16 protein-coding genes are annotated in these 18,515 nt (G+C 75.4%); 3 read left to right on the top strand and 13 right to left on the bottom strand.

The genetic code is table 11. The features are described from left to right. Positions 1–77: 77 nt before the first annotated feature. From ACI79Y_RS14945 to ACI79Y_RS14915, 7 genes are all read right to left on the bottom strand, one after another. Complete coding sequence (locus ACI79Y_RS14945) at positions 78–1,409, bottom strand: NAD(P)H-dependent oxidoreductase (protein ID WP_457159238.1); 1,332 nt, start codon at positions 1,407–1,409, stop codon at positions 78–80. Further along, the gene (locus ACI79Y_RS14940; protein ID WP_457139960.1) at positions 1,406–1,975 is read right to left on the bottom strand and encodes a dTDP-4-dehydrorhamnose 3,5-epimerase family protein; all 570 of its coding nucleotides are present in this window, start codon (positions 1,973–1,975) and stop codon (positions 1,406–1,408) included. Before ACI79Y_RS14940 ends, ACI79Y_RS14945 begins: the two co-directional genes overlap by 4 nt. After that, positions 1,972–3,009: an NAD-dependent epimerase/dehydratase family protein gene (locus tag ACI79Y_RS14935; protein WP_457159237.1), complete on the bottom strand. Its 1,038-nt coding sequence runs from the start codon at positions 3,007–3,009 to the stop codon at positions 1,972–1,974. The genes ACI79Y_RS14940 and ACI79Y_RS14935 overlap by 4 nt, the downstream gene beginning before the upstream one ends. 311 nt (positions 3,010–3,320) lie before the next feature. After that, positions 3,321–4,139: a sugar phosphate nucleotidyltransferase gene (locus ACI79Y_RS14930; protein WP_457159236.1), complete on the bottom strand. Its 819-nt coding sequence runs from the start codon at positions 4,137–4,139 to the stop codon at positions 3,321–3,323. A 134-nt stretch (positions 4,140–4,273) separates the two neighbouring features. Then, entirely contained in the window at positions 4,274–5,320 is a 1,047-nt protein-coding gene (locus ACI79Y_RS14925; protein ID WP_457159235.1) for an alpha-hydroxy acid oxidase, read from the bottom strand. A gap of 77 nt (positions 5,321–5,397) precedes the next feature. Beyond that, complete coding sequence (locus ACI79Y_RS14920) at positions 5,398–5,781, bottom strand: hypothetical protein (protein WP_457159234.1); 384 nt, start codon at positions 5,779–5,781, stop codon at positions 5,398–5,400. Beyond that, positions 5,771–7,276: a sugar transferase gene (locus ACI79Y_RS14915; protein WP_457159233.1), complete on the bottom strand. Its 1,506-nt coding sequence runs from the start codon at positions 7,274–7,276 to the stop codon at positions 5,771–5,773. Before ACI79Y_RS14915 ends, ACI79Y_RS14920 begins: the two co-directional genes overlap by 11 nt. Positions 7,277–7,618: 342 nt before the next feature. Here ACI79Y_RS14915 and ACI79Y_RS14910 point away from each other — a divergent pair, with 342 nt between their 5' ends. Further along, entirely contained in the window at positions 7,619–8,752 is a 1,134-nt protein-coding gene (locus ACI79Y_RS14910) for a glycosyltransferase family 4 protein (protein WP_457159232.1), read from the top strand. Between the two features lie 8 nt (positions 8,753–8,760). Next, on the top strand, positions 8,761–10,380 hold the full coding sequence (locus ACI79Y_RS14905; RefSeq protein ID WP_457159231.1) for a glycosyl hydrolase family 28-related protein: 1,620 nt from the start codon (positions 8,761–8,763) through the stop codon (positions 10,378–10,380). 4 nt (positions 10,381–10,384) lie between these two features. On the opposite strand, the gene ACI79Y_RS14900 is transcribed toward ACI79Y_RS14905, so the two are convergent. Genes ACI79Y_RS14900 through ACI79Y_RS14880 form a run of 5 tightly spaced genes read right to left on the bottom strand, consistent with a single transcriptional unit; the run spans position 10,385 to position 16,131 of the window. After that, the gene (locus ACI79Y_RS14900; protein ID WP_457159230.1) at positions 10,385–10,888 is read right to left on the bottom strand and encodes a hypothetical protein; all 504 of its coding nucleotides are present in this window, start codon (positions 10,886–10,888) and stop codon (positions 10,385–10,387) included. Further along, positions 10,872–11,969, bottom strand: a complete 1,098-nt coding sequence (locus ACI79Y_RS14895) for a glycosyltransferase family 4 protein (RefSeq protein WP_457159229.1) — start codon at positions 11,967–11,969, stop codon at positions 10,872–10,874. Before ACI79Y_RS14895 ends, ACI79Y_RS14900 begins: the two co-directional genes overlap by 17 nt. Next, positions 11,966–13,291, bottom strand: a complete 1,326-nt coding sequence (locus ACI79Y_RS14890; RefSeq protein WP_457159228.1) for a hypothetical protein — start codon at positions 13,289–13,291, stop codon at positions 11,966–11,968. Before ACI79Y_RS14890 ends, ACI79Y_RS14895 begins: the two co-directional genes overlap by 4 nt. Next, a complete protein-coding gene (locus ACI79Y_RS14885) occupies positions 13,288–14,664 on the bottom strand; it encodes a lipopolysaccharide biosynthesis protein (RefSeq protein WP_457159227.1) in 1,377 nt (458 codons plus the stop codon). Before ACI79Y_RS14885 ends, ACI79Y_RS14890 begins: the two co-directional genes overlap by 4 nt. Positions 14,665–14,667: 3 nt before the next feature. After that, on the bottom strand, positions 14,668–16,131 hold the full coding sequence (locus ACI79Y_RS14880) for a hypothetical protein (protein ID WP_457159226.1): 1,464 nt from the start codon (positions 16,129–16,131) through the stop codon (positions 14,668–14,670). A gap of 213 nt (positions 16,132–16,344) precedes the next feature. On the opposite strand from ACI79Y_RS14880, the gene ACI79Y_RS14875 reads away from it, so the two are divergent. Continuing rightward, the gene (locus tag ACI79Y_RS14875; RefSeq protein ID WP_457159225.1) at positions 16,345–17,568 is read left to right on the top strand and encodes an acyltransferase family protein; all 1,224 of its coding nucleotides are present in this window, start codon (positions 16,345–16,347) and stop codon (positions 17,566–17,568) included. A gap of 15 nt (positions 17,569–17,583) precedes the next feature. On the opposite strand, the gene ACI79Y_RS14870 is transcribed toward ACI79Y_RS14875, so the two are convergent. After that, positions 17,584–18,417 (bottom strand): hypothetical protein, encoded by an 834-nt coding sequence (locus ACI79Y_RS14870; protein WP_457159224.1) that lies wholly within the window; start codon positions 18,415–18,417, stop codon positions 17,584–17,586. Positions 18,418–18,515 lie beyond the last annotated feature (98 nt).

Here is an 18,515-nt window from a genome sequence, read left to right as displayed (position 1 = left end):
CACCGGGGCGCGGCGCCGCCGGGGCGGGAGCGCGCCGGGGCCGCCGGGCGGGGGCCGGCGGCCCCCGCCCGGCGCCGTCAGCTGGGGCCGGCCGCGGCCGGCCGCCCGGCGGTGGCCGCGGCGCTGCCGAAGAACATCTCGTCCTGCTCGGCCCGCAGCCGGTCGACCAGCCGGCCGGTGGGCAGCTCCACGTCGGCGTAGCCGATGACCTCGTCCTTGCGGACGTCCCGCAGCAGCCGGGCGCCCTCGGCCACGCCGAGCGGCAGCAGCCGGTCGGCGTGGGTGACGTCGGACCGCTCGGCCTCGCCGTAGTAGTGGTAGCCACCGGACCGGTCCAGCTCGGTGCCCGCGGCGAGGTCGGTCTTCGCGACGGTGACGACGTCGACCTGCGGGGCGCCGGCCGGGCGGATCGCCGGGTCGCCGAGCAGCGCCGCCCGGGCCACGGTGATCGGCACCTCGAAGTGGCAGAGGTGGTAGGGCGTGTAGAAGCTGTACAGCGGCCCGGTGCCCAGCTTGTAGAGCTCCAGGTAGTGCCGCTGCTTGGGGTCGTCGTGCTCGCCGAGGACGTAGATGCCCGGGCCGGGCTGCGAGCCGACCACGTAGTCGACGGCGCCACCGAGGGCCCGCAGCTCCTCGACGTCGTACATGCCGGTGAGCTCGTCGACGTGGCCGCGGTGGTCGCGCCCGAGCATCCCGCGCCGGTGCACGCTGAACCCGGCGGCGTTGGCGACCAGGGCCTCCTCGACGCTGACCTTGGTGCCGTCGGCGAAGCTGGTGACCATCCAGGGGTCCTGGCCCCAGCGCTGGGCGAACCCCTCCTGGGTGGTGGGGTTGCGGTACGGGTCCTGCAGGCCCTTGATGTTGCCGGCCACCAGCGGGCGCAGGCCGATCTGCCGGACGAACCGGATCAGGTTCATCTGCACGGCCGGCTGGTCGCCGTCGGCCCCGGTGTAGACGACACCGGCCGCGTCGGCCTTGGTCGCGAGCAGCGGCCCGAGCGTCGCGTCGACCTCGGCGTTGAGCAGCACCAGGTGCTTGCCGCCGGCGAAGCAGGACAGCGCGAGCTCCGCGCCGAAGGCGACCGCGCCGGTCGCGTCGACGACGACGTCCACCCGGTCGCTCGCGGTGAGCAGGGTGACGTCGTCGGTGACCGCGACCTGACCGGCAGCGGCCAGCCGGTCGATGTCGGCGGCGCTCTCCGCGGCGGCGGGCGACCCCCCGGCGGTGATGACGGCCTCGTGGGCCTTGGCCGGGGTCCGGTTGGCGACCGCGACCAGCTGCATCCCCGGGGTGCTGTTGAGCACCTGGTTGATCAGGCCCCGGGCCATGAACCCGGCGCCGACCAGGCCGAGCCCGACCGGACGGCCCTCGGTCTGCCGCTGCGCGAGCAGCGAGTCGACCACGATCACGACGGCACCCCCGCCGCGAAGCGCTCGGCGTTGGCCTCGGCGTCGAAGGGCGCCCATGAGGCGTCCTTGTCCGAGATCACCGAGACCGGCAGCGGCCAGGAGACGCCGAAGGCCGGGTCGTCGTACCGGAAGCCCATCTCGGCGCCGGGGGCGTACGGGACGCTCACCATGTACAGCACCTCGGTGTCGTCGGTCAGCGTCTGGTAGGCGTGCGCCAGGTGCGGGGGCAGGTAGAGCGCCGACCGGTTGTCGGCGGTCAGCTCGACGGCCACGTGCTGCAGGTACGTCGGGGAGTCCGGCCGCACGTCGACGGCGACGTCGACGATCGCCCCGCGGGTGCAGCGGATGAACTTCGCCTCCGGGTGCCCGGGCAGGGACAGGTGCAGGCCGCGCAGCGTGCCCGCCCGGTGGTTGAACGACACGTTGCACTGGGCCACCTCGGGCCGCATGCCGTGCTGCTCGAACTCGGTGGTGTCGAACGAGCGGGAGAAGAACCCGCGGTCGTCGCTGTGCGGCTCCATGTCGACGAGGAACACCCCGTCGACGGCCTGCGGGGTGTACTTCACGGCGCCGTCCAGTAGAGCTCGTCGTCGACCTGCTTGGTCCGCATCAGGTACTCGATCTGCTTGAGCCGGGTGTGCCCGCGGCCGGTGAAGGTGGCCTCGTCCATGTCGATCGACCGGAACACCTTGTGCAGCTGGGCGGCGCCGGCCTTGGCGTCCCAGTCGGTGTCGTAGCCGGGGAGGACCTCGCGGATCTTGTCGAAGGCCACCCGGTAGCTGCGGTTGTCCGCGCTCGGGTCGCCGAAGGTCAGCTCGCAGCCGGGGAACTCGGCGGCGACGATCTCGGCGATGTCCCGCACGCGGTAGTTGTTGGCCTCGCTGCCCACGTTGAAGATCGCGCCGTGGACCCGCTCGCGGGGGCTCTCCAGGCTCATCCGGATGGCCTTGGCGATGTCGAGGGCGTGCACCAGCGGCCGCCAGGGGGAGCCGTCGCTGGTCATCGCGATCTTGCCCGTCGTCCAGGCCAGGCCGGAGAGGTTGTTGAGCACGATGTCGAAGCGCATCCGCGGGCTGGCGCCGAACGCGGTCGCGTTGCGCAGGAACGTCGGGGAGAAGTCGTCGGAGGCCATCGCCGAGACGTCCCGCTCCACCAGCGCCTTGCAGCGGGCGTAGGACGTCTGCGGGGAGACCTCGCTGCTCTCGTCGACGACCCCCTCGGCCACGCCGTACACGCTGCAGGAGCTCATGTAGACGAACCGGGACACCCCGGCGGCCTTCGCCTGCTCGGCCAGGTGCACCGACCCGCGGTGGTTGATGTCGTAGGTGATGTCGCCGATCAGGTCGCCGATCGGGTCGTTGGACAGCTCCGCCATGTGCACGATCGCGTCGACGCCGTCGAGGTGCTCGCGGCCGAGCCGGCGGATGTCCAGCGCCAGGGTCTCGGGCACGCGGTCCAGGCCGGGGTAGAGCCAGCCGTGCTTGTAGTAACCGGTGTCGACCCCGACCACGTCGTGGCCTGCCCGGAGCAGCTCCTGTGCGGTGAGACAGCCGAGGTACCCCTCGGTGCCGGTGACCAGTACGCGCACGTTCGTCCTCACGTCGTCCTCCGCTGGGTGGCTGACGCTACCGCGCAGCTCCACCTTTCGGATGACGGAGGGTGACGATCACCCGATCGGTTGGCGGCACGTGACAGGGAGACGGTGGGCGTGTCACCATCGTCAGTGACGCTCCGTAGCGGATCACTGACCGTGTGCGCCCGCAGCGCCTACGGGGAGTGCCCGGCGGAGGTCGTCCCCGTCGAGTGCCCCAGCCCGCACACCGGGGCGCTCTCCTGCCCTGCGCTGGTGCTGCAGTCGGACCCCACCGGCCGAGTCGGCGACGCAGCACCGTGGCTGCGCCGCCGCAGGGCTCAGTCGGCCCAGACCTTCCACTCCGCCTGGCCGGCGTCCCAGAGGCTGTTGAGCTCCTTCCAGTCGCGGAAGGTGTCCATGCCCATCCAGAAGCCCTCGTGCCGGTGCACGCCCAGCTCGCCGTCGCGGGCGAGCTTCTGCAGCGGCGCGTGCTCGAGCATCTCCTCGACGGCGTCGGCGTCCAGGTAGCGGTCGACGAACTCCCGCTCGAAGAAGAAGAAGCCACCGTTGACGTAGCCGGTCTGCGACTGCTTCTCGTTGAACGCGGTGACCGCGTCGCCCTCGAGCACCATCTCGCCGTAGCGGCCGGCCGGGTGCACGCCGGTGAGGGTGCCCAGCTTGCCCGAGGCGGTGTGCGCGGCCAGCGTTGCCGCCAGGTCGACCGCGCCGATGCCGTCGCCGTAGGTCAGCGCGAACCGGGGGGAGTCCAGGTACTTGCCCACCCGGGCGATGCGCGCGCCGGTGGCGGTGGTGAGACCGGTCTCGGCGAAGGTGATCTCCCAGTCCTCCTCGGCCACGTTCGTGTGGAACTCCAGCTCGTGGTCCCCGCGCATCCGGAGCGTGAAGTCGTTCATCCGCGCCCGGTGGTCGACGAAGTACTCCTTGATCATGTCGCCCTTGTAGCCCAGGCAGAGCACGAAGCGCCGGAAGCCGAAGTGGCTGTAGGTCTTCATGATGTGCCACAGCACCGGCCGCCCACCGATGTCCACCAGGCCCTTGGGCAGCTGCTCGCTGGCCTCCCGGAGCCGGGTGCCCATCCCGCCGCACAGGATCACGACCGGGATGTCGGCCGGCGTCACGTCCGGGTACTCGCTCATCTGACCTCCTCGAGGTGTGTGTCGACGGTGGAACCTAGAGTCCGGCTCCGACGACTGGGAAGTACGGGGTCCGCGATCGGGTGACGTCGCTTCTCCGTCGCTTCGAGCGTTGGTGACCGCCGGTGCAGGGGACCTCACACGTGCGTCACCATGCTGGCGTCGAGGTCGGCGATCCGCGCGGCGCCCGCGACGGCCAGGACGTGGCGCAGGTCGGCCGCGAGCGCCTCCAGCGCGGCGGCGACCGCGTCGGCTCCCCCGGCGGCCAGCGCCCACAGCACGGGGCGGCCGACGAGCACCGCGTCGGCGCCGAGGGCGAGCGCCAGCAGCGCGTCCGTGCCGGTGCGGACCCCGCCGTCGACCAGCACCGGGGCGCGGCCGGCCACCGCCGTGACGACGTCGGCCAGCGCGAGCGCGCTGGGCACCGCCCGGTCCAGCTGCCGCCCGCCGTGGTTGGAGACGACGACCCCGGCGGCGCCGGCGTCCAGGCAGCGCACGGCCTCGTCGCCGCGCAGCACGCCCTTGACCAGCACGGGGAGGCCGCTGACCTCGGCGAGCTCGGCGATCACGGCCGGGGTCATCGACGGGTCCTGCTCAGCCGCCTCCCGGGCCACCGTGCCCGGCACCAGGTGCTGGGCGAGGTTGATCAGGAAGTGGTCGTCCGGCACCGAGATGCGGACCCCGCTGACCCTCCCCTTCCGCCCGACGTAGGGGGTGTCGACGGTGAGCACGACTGCGCCGGCGCCGGCGTCGGCCGCCCGCCGCACCAGCGCATGGGTGAGGGCCCGGTCGCGCATGCCGTAGGCCTGGAACCACCAGGGCGCGGTGGCCGAGGCGGCCACCTCCTCGATCCGCCGGGACGACCGGGTGGAGAGGATCCCGAGCGCACCGGCCTTGCCGGCGCCGGCGAAGGTCTCGCACTCGCCGTCGGGGTGGGCCAGGGCGTGGAAGGCCATCGGCGCGACGACGAAGGGCGAGGACACCGTGGCGCCGAGCAGCTCGACCCCGAGGTCGACGGTCGAGACGTCGTGCAGCACCCGCGGGCGCAGCCGGAAGGCGCCCCAGGCCGCCTCGGCCTCCCCGACGGTCACCTCCTGCCCGGAGCCGGCGGAGTAGTAGTCGAAGACAGCGGGCTCGAGGCGCTCGCGGGCGGCCTCGAGCTGCTCGGCGAGCAGCGACAGCATGCGGGGTGTCGGCGAGCCGGGCCGGCGGCCGGTGGCTCCCCGTCCTCCTTCCGGTCCGTGGGCGGGGGCTCCGCACGCTACTGCGGGTGACGTCCGCGCGGACCGACTGCCCGCGCCCCGCCCGGCAGGACGGCTCCGCGACGAGGCGAGCCGACCCGGCCCGCACGGTGGTCCGGCCCCACCGTGCCGGCGTCCGGGGTCACCCGCCGGTGGGCGGGCAGCACGGTGACCACGAGGAGGGCGACCAGCGACACCGCCCAGCCGGCGAGCACGAGGAGATCGCCGGCGTGCAGCCCGTGGTTCGTGCTGAGCGCCAGCACCACCGGCCCCTCCTTGCGGTGGCGGCCGGTGACCAGCAGGAGCGCGAAGCCGGTGAGCACCGCGGCGACCAGGGCCGCGCTCGCCCAGCGGAGCAGCCCGGTCAGGACGACGCGGGCGCCGGCGGGTGGGTCAGTAGGCACCCGATCCGCGGACGACGGCGCCGACGGTCTTGCCCAGGATCATCAGGTCGAAGGTGAGCGACCAGTTCTCCACGTACCGGACGTCGATGCGCACCGAGTCGTCCCAGGAGAGGTTGGACCGGCCGCTGACCTGCCACAGCCCGGTGATCCCGGGCTTCACCAGCAGGCGGCGGCGCATGTCGTAGCCGTACTGCTCGACCTCGCGGGTGACGTGCGGCCGGGGCCCGACCAGCGACATGGTGCCGCCGAGGACGTTGAACAGCTGGGGCAGCTCGTCGAGGGAGTAGCGGCGCATGACCCGGCCGATGGGGGTGACCCGCGGGTCGCGCTTCATCTTGAACTGGACGTCGTTGCCCTCGTTCTGCGCCATCAGCTCGGCCATCTTCGCGTCCGCGTCGGGGACCATGCTGCGGAACTTGAGGACGTGGAACGGCGTGCCCTCGCGGCCGATCCGCTCGTGCCGGAAGAACACCGGCCCGCGGCTGGTGAGCTTGACCGCCAGGGCCAGCGCGACCAGCACCGGCAGCAGGACGACGATGGCGAGGAAGGCCATGGAGCGGTCGAACACGTCCTTGGTGACCCGGCGGATTCCCCGGAACTCCGGCCGCTCCAGGTGCAGCAGCGGGAGGCCGTTGACCGGCCGGATGCCCACCCGCGGGCCGGCGACCTCGGTGACGGCGGGGGCCAGCAGCAGCTCGGCCTCGGTGGTCTCCAGCTCCCAGCCCAGCCGGCGCAGCGCGGCGCCGTCGAGCTCCGGGGAGGGCAGCACGGCGACGGTGTCGACCTCGTAGGCCCGCACGACGTCGACGATCTCGGAGAAGTCGCCGAGCACCGGGAGCCCGTCGAAGACCTCGCGGTCGGGGCCGGCGCTGGGCAGGCAGACGCCGATGACCCGCAGGCCGTGCCGGGCCTGCCGCTCGAGCTGGGCGTGCAGCTCGGCGGTGCCGTTGCGGTGCCCGACCAGGATGGCGGTCTGCTGGTAGCGGCCGTGCGCGCGCTGGCGGTGCACCCAGACCCGCTCCAGGTAGCGGTGCAGCAGGGTCAGCGCGGTCGCCAGCGGCAGCGCGACGACGACGAAGCTGCGGGCGAGCTCGAGCTTGAAGGCCCAGGAGAAGGTGCCGACGGCGGCCAGCAGCAGCACCGCGGCGGAGAAGACCCGGCGGAACTCCTCGGGCCCGACCCAGAGGAAGCGCTGCTCGTAGGTGCGGGCCAACGTCATCGCGGCCACCCAGACCACGGGCAGGACGAGCAGCGTCCAGGGGGTGCCGTTGTCGGCGAGCGGGCCGGTCTCCGGCTGCAGCCGGCCGAACCAGGCGGCGACGAAGGCCAGCACCAGGTCACCGGCGACGAGGCGGCGGACGTAGGTCGACTGCCAGGCGCGGCGGGCGGCGGTTCCCTCGCCCCGCAACCGCGGCGCCGAGAACCGGCGGCGGTTCCCGCCCGTCGTCGGAGCGGGTGAGGCGTGCACCTCGGTTGCACTGTCCAGCAGTGACACGGAGTAGCCCCCAGGCAGGTCGGGAAAGCACGCGCTACGAGCCCGTGCGCTGACTGCCGGCAACCGCGCTGTTCGACCGACCAGGGCAAACGTACGGATCTTCCGGCCCGCGTGCGCGGCGAGAGCGCACACACCGGGAGCAACGGACACCGGTCGCAGCGTCAGCGCCACTCGATCACACACACCGCTCGTGGGGCTCCCACACGCAGAGTGATGACGCGCAGGGCTGGTCACCGCACCGCCGGCCGTACGTCACGCACATGCCATGTCGTGAGATCTGTCACGCACAATAATTGCAGCTCAGGGCGGCGTCGGGGCACGCAGCTGGGTCATCCTCTCAGCGTGAACGCAGCTCTGGGCACACTCGGCGTGGACCCGACCTCCCCACGGAGCACCTTCCGCGTCCTGCACGTCAGCCAGCCCGTGGAGGCCGGGGTCGCCCGGGTCGTGGCCGGCCTGGTGGCCGATCAGCGCGCGCGGGGCTGGGACGTCGCCGTCGCCTGCCCGCCCCAGGGCTGGCTCGCCGACCAGGTCCGCGCGACCGGCGCCCGGCTGGTGCCGTGGCGGGCCACCCGCGCCCCGGGCCCCACGGTGCCGGCCGAGGCGCTGGCGCTGCGCCGCGTGGTCCGGGCCACCGACCCGGAGCTGGTCCACCTGCACAGCTCCAAGGCCGGGCTGGCCGGCCGGCTGGCGCTGCGCGGCTCCCGTCAGACGGTCTTCCAGCCGCACGCCTGGTCGTTCGAGGCGGTCACCGGGCCGGTGCAGGCCGCCTGCCGCAAGTGGGAGCGCGCCGCCCAGCGCTGGACGCACCTGACCCTGAACGTGAGCGAGGCCGAGCTGGCCACCGGCCGCGCCGCTGGCATCGCCGGGCGCGCCGTGGTGGTGCCCAACGGCGTCGACCCCACCCGCTGGACCCCGGGTGACCGCGCGGCCGCCCGTGCCGAGCTGGGCTTCCCCGACCCGGGTGCCCCCACGGTGGTGTGCGTGGGCCGGCTGGCCCGCCAGAAGGGCCAGGACCTGCTGCTCGACGCCTGGCCCGCGGTGCGCGCCGCCGTCCCCGGCGCACGCCTGGTGCTGATCGGCTCCGGCCCGGACGAGGCCCAGCTGCGCGCCCGCGCCGACGGGTCGGTCACCGTCGTGGCCGGCCAGCAGCTGGAGCAGTGGTACGCCGCCGCCGACGTCGTCGCGGTGCCCTCCCGCTGGGAGGCCGGGCTGCCCCTGGTGGCGATGGAGGCGATGGCCTCGGAGCGCAGCGTGGTCGGCTTCGACGTCGCGGGGATCGGCTCCTCGCTGGCCGGCGCCGGCACGGCGGTCCAGCCCTTCGACGTCGGCGCACTGGCCACAGCGGTCACGACACGCCTGCTCGATCCCGCCCGCGCCGCACGGGAGGGCGCGATCGGCCGTACCGTCGCAAGCACCCGGTTCTCCGCCGGCACCTCGTACGCGGCCACCGCCGCGCACGTCACCGCCTTGTAGGAGGCCCCGTGACCGCGCTCCGCGCTGCCCTCTCCCACCCATCGCCCGCCGCCGGACGACGTCCGGCCCGGGGCGTGGTGCGCGCGGGTGTCGCGGCGACGGTCGCCGCCGCGGTCGCCAGCGGTGCGGTCTGGTGGCAGACGACGTCGCCGGCTCCTGGCAGCAGCGCCTCCGCCGGCAGTGGCTCCTCGGTCAGCGACACGGTCGTGGCCCTTCCGGGCAGCACGCTCCCCCTTCCCGGCGCCACGGCGCCCGAGGCGGCCGTTCCGGCCCCGGCCGTCCCCGGCGTGGAGGCGCCCGCCGGGCAGGTGCCGATGGCCGAGGCCCCGCAGGACACGGCGTCCCCGGCCGACGCCGCCAGGCCCCCGGCCGACGCACCGGCGCCCCCGGCCGACGCCGCGGCGCCGCCGGCCGGCGCGCCCGCGGCGCAGCCCGCCGCTCCCGGTCCGGCCGAACCGCCCACCCCGCCCGACGCCGGGAGCTCCATGCCCGGCACGCTGGTACCCGGTGCCGTCCTCGGCGGGGCGGCCGTGGCCGGCGGGGCGGTCGTCGCCGCCGGGACGCGGTCGCTGTCCGTCGACCAGTTCGGCGCGGTCGGCAACGGCGTCAGCGACGACACCCGGGCGCTGCAGCGCGCGTTCGACACCGTGCCCAGCGGCACCACGCTGGTGTTCCGCCCCGGCGCGACCTACCTGCACTCCGACGTGCTGCGGGTGACCCGGCCGGGGCTGAAGCTGGTCGGCACCGGCGCGACGCTCACCGCCACGCAGGAGACCCGCTCGGCGGTGCACGTCTCCGGCGACCGGGTCACGCTCACCGGGCTGACCCTGGCGCTGCCCACCTCGACCCAGCGCTACCACGCCTACGAGCAGATGAAGCTCCGCGTCTCGGGCGACGACGTCGTGCTGCGCGACGTGCACGTGCGCGGTGCGGCGGCGGCCGGCATCTACGTCGGCAACGGGGCGGCGCGCTTCCTGCTCGACCGGGTCACCGTGGCCAACAGCCGGGCCGACGGCGTGCACGTCACCGGCGGCGCGCGCGACGGGCGGGTGGTCTCCCCGGTGACCACGAACACCGGGGACGACGGCGTCGCGGTGGTCTCCTACCGGGCCGACGGCCGGCCGGTGGAGCGGGTGCGGATCACCTCGCCGCGGGTCAACGGCACCACCTGGGGCCGGGGCATCTCCGTGGTCGGCGGCACCGACATCACCTACACCGACGTCGACGTGCGCGACACCGACGCCGGCGGGGTCTACCTGGGCAGCGAGGGCGACCCGTACTGGACCTACCCGGCGGTGCGCGTGCTGGTCGACGGCGGCCGGGTGTCCGGGGCGAACACCAACCCGGAGAAGGACCACGGCGCGGTGATCGTCTACTCCGGCAACCCCGGCACGCAGACCGCCGACGTCACCGTGCGCCGGCTGGCGATCTCCGGCACCCGCGGCAGCGCCCCCTGGGACGTCGGGGTGCTGGCCGAGCCGGGCGCCACGGTGGCCCGGGTGACGCTGTCGGAGCTGGCGCTGTCCCGCGGGGCGCTGGCCCCGTTCTGGACCAACGCGCCCGCCGCCGTGCGCCTGCTCGGGGTGCGCGACGACGGCGCCGTGGTGAGCGACCGCACCGGCTGGTGAGCGGTCAGCCGGTGGGCGTCTCCGCCCGCCGGCCGAAGGCGTGGGCCCGGGCCACCCAGGCCGACAGCACGGTGACCGCCGCCTCGGCGGGCAGCCCGGCGGGGCGGTGCGCGAGCGGCACCGGCGGGCCCCAGCGGGTGTAGCGCTCGGCCAGCTCGGCGGGGAGCAGCAGCAGGCTGGTGGCCGCGGTGCGGCGCAGCTCGCGGGCCCAGGCGGCCGGGCGGGTGAGCACGGTGCGCACGTCGGCGGCGTCCAGCACCACCACGGTGGGCCGCCGGCCGGCCAGCTCGTCACGGGCGGCGCCGGCGGCCAGCCCCCACAGCACCACGGTGTCGGCGTCGTCTGCGGGGCGGTCGGTCAGGGCCGCCGTCCAGCCGGCGGCGGACTGCACCCGGGCGACCTCGGCCGCCAGCGGCGCGGCCGCGCCGGGCGCGACGTGCAGGACGGTGAGGGCCTCCCCGTAGACGGGGGTGGCGAGGATCGTGCTGACGTCAGCGGGCTCCGGCACGCCGCACCGCCTCCAGGGTCTCGTCTACGACGTCGGCCCAGCCGCGCTGGGCCGGGGCGGGGGTGCGCCGGGGAGCGGGGGCGCGCAGGTGCGCCAGCACCGCCTCGGCCCACACCTCCGGACGGCGGCCGGGCAGCCGCTCGGCGCGGCCGGCGGAGGCCTCGGCCAGCGCCGGGTCCTCGCTGGTGAGCACGGGGGCGCCGAAGGCGAGCGCCTCGGCGGCGGGCAGCCCGAAGCCCTCGGCGAGGCTGGGGCACAGCACCAGGCGGGCGTGCTCGTAGAGCCAGCGCAGCCGGGCGTCGGAGACGTGGCCCATCGGGGCGACGGCGCCCTCGGCGACCATCGCCGCGAAGGCCCGGCCCCGGTCGGTGGGGCCCCAGCTGTCCGGCCCGACGACGACGAGCACCGCGTCGGGGGCGTGCCGGCGCACCTGCGCCCACGCGTCGACGACCAGCCCGACGTTCTTGCGCGGTGAGGGATCGCCGACCACCAGGGCGAAGGTGCGCCCGGCGAGCTCGGGCACCTCCTCGGCGGCGACGGCGGTGAGGCTGGAGCCGTCGGGGTGCGGGACGACGACGGTGCGCGGGGCGACCGAGGGCAGGTAGGCGGTGACCCGGTCGCGGGTGGCCGCGCTGACGCAGACGAGCGCGTCGGCGGCGCGGAGCGAGGCGAGGTAGGGCCCGCGCACCAGCAGCCGCTTGGCGAGGCCGAAGTCGAAGGGGCGGTCGAGGGCGAGCATGTCGTGCACGGTGAGCACGCCGATGCCGGGCACGCCGCGGGGCAGCAGGTGCTTGGTGCCGTGCACGACGTCCATCCGGCCGCCGACCCGGCCGCCGGCCAGCCGTTCGACGGCGGAGGTGACCGGGCCGCGGCCGGGCAGGGTGTGCACCCGGTCGGGATCGGTGACGCCGGTGAACGCCGCCTCGGCGCCGGCGCCGGCGAGCACGTGCAGCTCGACGTCGTCGCGGGCGGCGAGGCCGCGGGCCAGCTCCATGACGTAGCGGACCATCCCGCCGCCGGCGCCGGAGGCGGGGACGTGGGTGCCCACCAGGAGGTAGCGCAGGGGGCGGCGGGTCGTCACAGCAGGGCTCCGGTGCGTCGGCGTCGGTTGCGGTGGACCAGCAGGACCACGGTGACCAGGGCGATCAGGCCGGGGGTGGCCCGGCCCTGGAAGAGGTAGAGGTAGCGGGGCAGCTCGAAGAGGGTGAGCACGACGACCGGGTAGAGCAGCAGCCCCCAGGTGCGGCCCTCCTGCAGCGAGCGGTAGAGCAGCCCGCAGGCCAGCCCGGCGAGCAGGAAGAAGACCAGGCCGCCGACGAGCCCGAGGTCGACGAACGGGCTGACCACGCCGCCGGTGTTGTTGAACTCGGGGTTGCCGAAGTTGGTGAGCGCGTCGGTGTAGGAGCTCTCCTGGTCGACGCCGGTCAGGGTGCGGAACAGGTTGAGGCTGCCCACCCCGGGCGCGGTCCAGAACGCCGAGAGCAGGTCGTAGGGCAGCGAGGCGTCGGTCTGGTGCAGCAGCCGGATCTCGCCGTTGTTGTAGGCGGTGACGTAGTAGCCGGCGAACCGCTCGACGACGAAGGTCGGGAACGACTGCCCGCCCTGCGCCTTGTAGAACACCCAGCTGCGCGAGTACTCGAAGGCGGCGAAGACGCCGACCACCAGCGGCACCAGGACGGCGGGCAGGAACGAGGCGCGGCGGGCGCCGGTGGAGGTGCGGGAGAGCCCGGCGACGAGCACCACGATCAGCGGCACCAGCAGCTCGAGCAGCGCCAGCCGCTCGGAGAGGAAGAACGCCCGGCACAGCGCGAGGAAGAAGACGACGGCCAGCCGGCGCAGGTGCCGGGGGCGCGACGCCGGGTCGGCGACCATCAGCACGCCGGTGACGACGGCGAAGGCGACGCCGAACTGGGTCATCGTGGTCAGGCCCGGGACGGTGCCGAGGGTCTCGCGCAGGCCGACGCCGTAGAGCTGCTGCCCCACCAGCGCGTCGACCAGGATGCTCGGCGAGATGCCTGCGCGGGCGCCGGCAGCGAGGAAGGCCACGTAGCCGACCATCACCAGCCAGAAGGTGACCGTGGCGGCGCGGCCGAGCAGCCGCAGGTCGGCGGGTGAGAGCGCCGGCCAGTTCGGCACCCGGCGGGCGCGGCCGCGGGCGGCGGGCAGCAGCGCGCCGCCCATGAACAGCAGCAGCCCGACGGTGAACCAGAGCGTCCAGTCCAGGGTGAGCACCTTCGGGGTGCGCCACAGCACGCGGTAGCGCTCGTCGGCGATCGCGTAGGCCAGCCAGGTGGTGGGCAGCGCAACCATGCCGATCAGCGCGACCGGGTTGAGCCACCAGACGCCGACCCGCTGGCCGACGTCCGGCGGCCGCAGGGCCGGTGCCTTCAGGGTGGCGGTCACGCCGCTCCCCCGCCGGTGATGACGGTCTCGCTCTCCGGGTCGGTGGTCGCCGGGCCGGACCGGTCGCGGCCGGCGAGCACCAGCAGGCTGCTCTTGAGGTGGCGGGTGGGCAGCGGGGCGCGGCCGAAGGTGCGGCGGCAGGCGATGACGTAGGAGCTGAACAGCAGCGCGGTGGCGACGGCGCTGGCGACGGCCAGCGGCAGCGGGCCGCCGAGCCGAGCGGCGAGCACCGCGGCGGGGACGGCGACGAGCATGGCCACCGCGACCGAGCCGGCCGCGGCCCGCCCGTTGCCGGTGACCACGAGCAGCACCGCGCAGGAGCCGCACACGGCCATGCCCAGCCCGCCGGTGGCCAGCACGCCGAGGTAGGGGGCGGCGTCGCGGAGCCCGTCGCCGTAGAGGGCGAGGGCCTGCGGACCGAGCAGCCAGGCGGCGGCGACGGCGAGCACGGTGACCGCGGTGCTCAGCGTGGCGCTGGCCGACAGCAGCCGGAACACCCGGGCCCGGTCGCCGGCGGCCCACATCCGGGCGGCGACCGGGGCGATGGCGATGTTGGCCAGCCCCTCGAGCACGGTCACCTGCATGGCCAGCACGCTGGCGGTGGAGTACTGCAGCGCGTCCTGTGCGCCGAAGGCCCAGCCGGCCAGCCACACGTCGCCGCGGCCGACGAGGAAGGCGCCGAGCTCGACGGTGAACAGCCACGCACCGGCGGCGACGGCGGCGAGCATCGGCGCCCACCAGCGGCGGCCGGTGCCGCGCGAGCGCAGCGGCAGCCGCACGACGACGACGGCGAGCAGCACCAGCGAGACCGCCGCGTAGACGGTGAGCAGGGTGAGCAGGGTCGTCTCCCCGCCCTGGGCGAGGACGACGACGCCCATCGCGAGCAGGGCGATGATCGAGCGGCTGTGGTGGGTGGCCGCGACCGACCAGGGGATGCGGCCGAGCGCGGCGTAGACGTCGCTGACGGTGAGCCGGATGGTCTCCAGCACGATCATCGCCGCGACGAGGAGCACCACCCGGCCGCGGTCGTCCTGCACGACGGCGGTGGCCAGCCAGGCGACCCCGGGGGCGGTGAGCAGCGACAGGAGGGCGACCGCGCGCAGGTGGGCGACCACCTGGACGGCGATCTCGGCGGGCCCGGTGGCGGCGGCGATGGCCCGGATGGCGCTCTGCCCCAGGCCGAGGCGGCCGACCATCGGGCCGAGCATGAGCGCGCCGAGGATGGCCAGGAACCCGGCGGCCGGGCGGGCGTCGAGCGCCCGGACGGCGAGCACCGAGGTGAGGAAGGTGGCCACCAGCCCGAGCACGGCCACGACCATGCGCAGCCCGAAGCTCCGGCGGACCTCCTGGGCCTCCCCGGCTGCCTGCGTCAAGGCTCAGGCCTCGGTGGAGACGGTGTCCTGCTGCGCCGGAGTGCGCTCACCGGCCGGCTGGGCGTGCCGGGGCGCGGACTCCTGGGGCGCCGGGTCCGCACCGCGGCTGCCGCCGTGCCGGCGGGCGGTGGTGACCGCGACACCGGCCAGGGCGGCACCGGGCTGCCCGCTGACGTCACGGACGGCGGCGAGCGCGGCCTCCAGGGTGGAGACCCCCTCGCCGACGACGACCACGACCTGGTCGGCGCGGGCGGCCAGCTCGGGGGCGCGCAGGCCGGTGGAGAGCGCCGGGGCGTGCAGCAGCACCAGGCGGCCGGCGGCCCGCTGCCGGGCGACCGCCTGCTCGAGCGCGGCGGCGTCGGCCGGCAGGCCGGTGAGGGTGAGCCCGGGGGTGGGCTCCCGCTCGCCGCCGACGCCGGTGGTGAACAGGGCGACCGGGGTGTTGCCGGCGGTCAGCGCCCAGGCGAGCTCCCAGGCCACCTCGGCCGCGCCGGCCTTCTCGTCGACGCCGACGACGAGCAGCGCGCCGGTGCCGACGTCGAGGACCTGCGGGGCGAGCAGCCGGGCGGCGGCGAGGGCGGTGTCGTTCGGGCGGCCCTCGGGCACCCGGTCGGTGCGGGCCCGGACACTGCCGGCGGGCAGCCGGGGCAGCAGCACCGGGGCGCCGGCGGCGACCAGCAGCCGGGCGTCGAAGACGCGCGGGGAGGCGACCCGCCACAGCGCGGCGCCGGCGAGCGCGAGCACGGCGCCGAGCACCGCACCGAGCACGGTGTAGGTCAGCTCGGGCGAGACGCCGGCCGCCTGCTCCTCCGCGGGGTCGCGCAGCACCGGGACGACGGCGCTCACCCGGGCGGCGGCGGCCTCGAGGTCGCTCTGCTGGGCGAGCAGGCGCTGCACCTCCAGCGACAGCGGGCCGGTCTCCTCCGGGATGCCGCCGATGGCGTCGATCCGGGCGTTGACGGCGTCCAGCGCGGCCCGGACGGCGGCTGCGGCCTCCTCCTGCCGGCGGGTGACGTAGGCGTCGAGCAGCGTGGTGACGGCCTGCTGCGCCTCGTCGGCGGTGGGCGCGGTGGCGGCGATGCGCACGGCGTCGGAGGTGCCGACCTGGCTGACCGACAGCTCGGCGTCCCCGGCCTCGACCTCGTCGGCCCGGTCGTCGAGCCAGGTGAGCTCGGCGGCGACGAAGTTGCTGGTGTCCAGGCCGGCGGGCGGGGTGTCCAGCGGGCTGGCGAGCCCGCGGGCGTCGGTGAGCACCTGGACGGTGGCGCTGGCGGTGGCCCGGTCGCCGGAGGCGAGGCCGGCCAGCAGGCCGAGCAGCCCACCGACGACGGCGCCGATGAGGGCGACGGCGAGCAGCCGGGTCCAGGGAGCGGCCGGGCCGGGCCAGGTGTCGGCGCGGCCGGGGACGTCGCCGGCGGCCGGGGACGACCCGGACGCACCGGTGCCGTGGGCTCGGCTGGAGCTCATGGGGCGATTCCTCCTCGCACGGGTGGCGGGATCCGCCCGGGTGCAGCGCCGTCGAATATAGGGCGCTGGACGGTTCCGGTGTGCGGGTGGAGCACCGACGGGGGTCACCCGACCGGCTGACCCGATGACCCACGTCACATCGGCGTTTCCGCAGGTCGCCGCGTTGCCTGCCGGCCGTGCGGTGTTCATGATCGCCGCCTACTGTCGGCGCCCGTGACACGCCGTGACGCCACTCCCAGCCGGGTGGCCGCCATCGACGTGGCGCGGGCGGTCGCGGTGGTCGGCGTGGTGGTGAACCACTCGATCGACGGCCTGGTCGGGGCGGGGCTGATCGGCGACGGTCACCCGTTGGAGCGGCTGAACGCGGCGCTGTACGTGTTCCGGATGCCGGCGCTGGCGCTGCTGCTGGGGCTGTTCATCCCGCGGTCGGTGGCCAAGCGCGGCGTGGCGGGCTACGTCGTCCACCGGGGTGCGGTGCTGGTGTGGCTCTACCTGTTGTGGTTCGCCCTGCAGAGCTCGGTCGAGTCGCTGAGCAGCGACTACAAGAACCTGGCCCGCCCGTGGAGCGCGATCGTGCGGGTGTGGGAGCCGTTCGCGCACCTGTGGTTCCTGCCGTTCCTGCTGGTGGCGTCGACGGTGCTGGCGGTGCTCCAGCCGTGGCGCGGCCGGGCGCGGCAGGTGCTGGCCGGCGGCGGGCTGGTGCTGCTGGGACTGGTGCTGTGGGGCTGGGACCGCAACGTCGTCGGGCTGACCGGGCTGTCGCTGCTGGCGTTCGCCGCGGTGGGCAGCATGCTCGGGCTGGCCCGGCTGGGTGCGTGGATGCAGCGCTCGGCGGCCGGCTGGGCCGCCGCCGGGGTCGCGGCGTCGGTGGTGTTCCTGGCGCTGCTGCAGTTCGGGCCGGTGCCCGGCACGCTGCCGGAGGACGTCGGCTACGGCACCCGGGCGGTGAGCATGCTGGCCGCGGCGGCCGGCACCGTGGCGCTGCTCGCCGTCGCCGTCCTGCTGTCGCGGTCGACGCGGGTGGCGGCGTTCCTGGCCGCGATCGGACGACGGACGCTGCCGGTCTACCTGGCGCACGTGGTGATCGTGGCCGGGGTGCGGGTGGCGCTGGCCGGGCTGGGCGTCGACCAGCCGGTGCTGATCGTCGTCGTGGCGGTTGCCGCCGGGGTGGGGCTGCCCTACGCCGCGGCGGTGTTCGCCGACGGCCGGCCGTGGGCGAACTGGCTGTTCGACCTGCCCGCGCCGCTGCGCCGGCGGCTGCCGAGCCCCGGCGCGCGACGTCCGCAGCCGGCGCCGGACGAGCCGGTGCGGAACGAGCCGGTGCGGGACGAGCCGGCGCCCAACGAGGTGGCCCCGAACGAGGTCGCGCAGACCAACCACGTCGAACGGCAGAGCGGTCCGCTCCGCGCCGTCCGGCCGTTCCAGCCGGACCACTGAGCTACCAGCGCAGGGCTACCAGCGCAGGTCGCCGGGGCGGCGCTGCGGTGCGGGGGCGTCGACGGTCTCGGCGTCGGCGCGGCGGCGGAGCACCCAGGCGGCAGGCAGCACCAGCCGCGGGGCGACGCCGACCAGGACGGCGGTGAGGACCGCGACCCCACCGAGAACCTCGCCGCTCTCCTCGACGAAGGTGGCGGCGGCGACCCAGAAGGCGCTCGCGCCGGCCTGGTCGACCAGCGCGGAGACGCCGGAGAGGCCGGCGGCGGCGACGGCGTAGATGGCCAGCGCGGTGAGCACCCGGCGCCGGTCGCGGCGTTCGTTGCGGCTGAGCAGCCACAGCGCGACGAGCACGGCCCCGACGACGGCGACGCTGCCGACGGTGGCGAGCAGCGGGCGGTCGTTGACGCCGACGGTCTCCAGGGCGCGGACGTGCACGGTGCCGCCGGCCTTGACCTGGGCGATGACTGCGGCGATCAGCCCGACGGCCAGCCACCAGGGGCGGCGGCCGGTGGCGCGGGCGGCGCCGAGCAGGGCGGCGAGCGCGGCGGCGGCGAAGAGGGCGGCGACGAACATGCGGGGCACGGCGAGCGGGAGGTCCATCGACCAGAGCCGCCCGGCGCCGCGCTCGTTGCCGGACGTGCGGACGACGAAGCCGACGGCCTCGAGGGTGAGGCCGGTGAGCAGCAGGGCGGCGGAGACCGGGGGCAGCGGGATGCGCCGGCGGCGCACCCGTGCGGCGCGGGCCGGGCGGCGGTCGCCGGTCAGGGAGGCGACGTCGGCGCCGACCCACTCCCGCTCGCGACGGTCGGCCTCACGCAGCGCGATGCCGATGAGGGGTGCGAGCACCACGGACAGGCCCACCCATCCGATCAGCGCCCAACCCCACCACGGCATGTCTTCCCCATCGGCACGGCGGCCAGGCACCTTGACCCCGGCTGCGGAGATGA

The organism is Modestobacter sp. SYSU DS0875 (genome assembly GCF_054050915.1).
Note: the sequence above shows the minus strand (reverse complement) of the source record. Positions and strands in the feature narration are given on the sequence as shown.

Excerpts from the sequence above, each read along its gene's own strand:
- ACI79Y_RS14880 (WP_457159226.1), bottom strand. The coding sequence starts at position 16,131 with ATGAGCTCCAGCCGAGCCCACGGCACCGGTGCGTCCGGGTCGTCCCCG.
- ACI79Y_RS14930 (WP_457159236.1), bottom strand. The coding sequence starts at position 4,139 with ATGAGCGAGTACCCGGACGTGACGCCGGCCGACATCCCGGTCGTGATC.
- ACI79Y_RS14925 (WP_457159235.1), bottom strand. The coding sequence starts at position 5,320 with ATGCTGTCGCTGCTCGCCGAGCAGCTCGAGGCCGCCCGCGAGCGCCTC.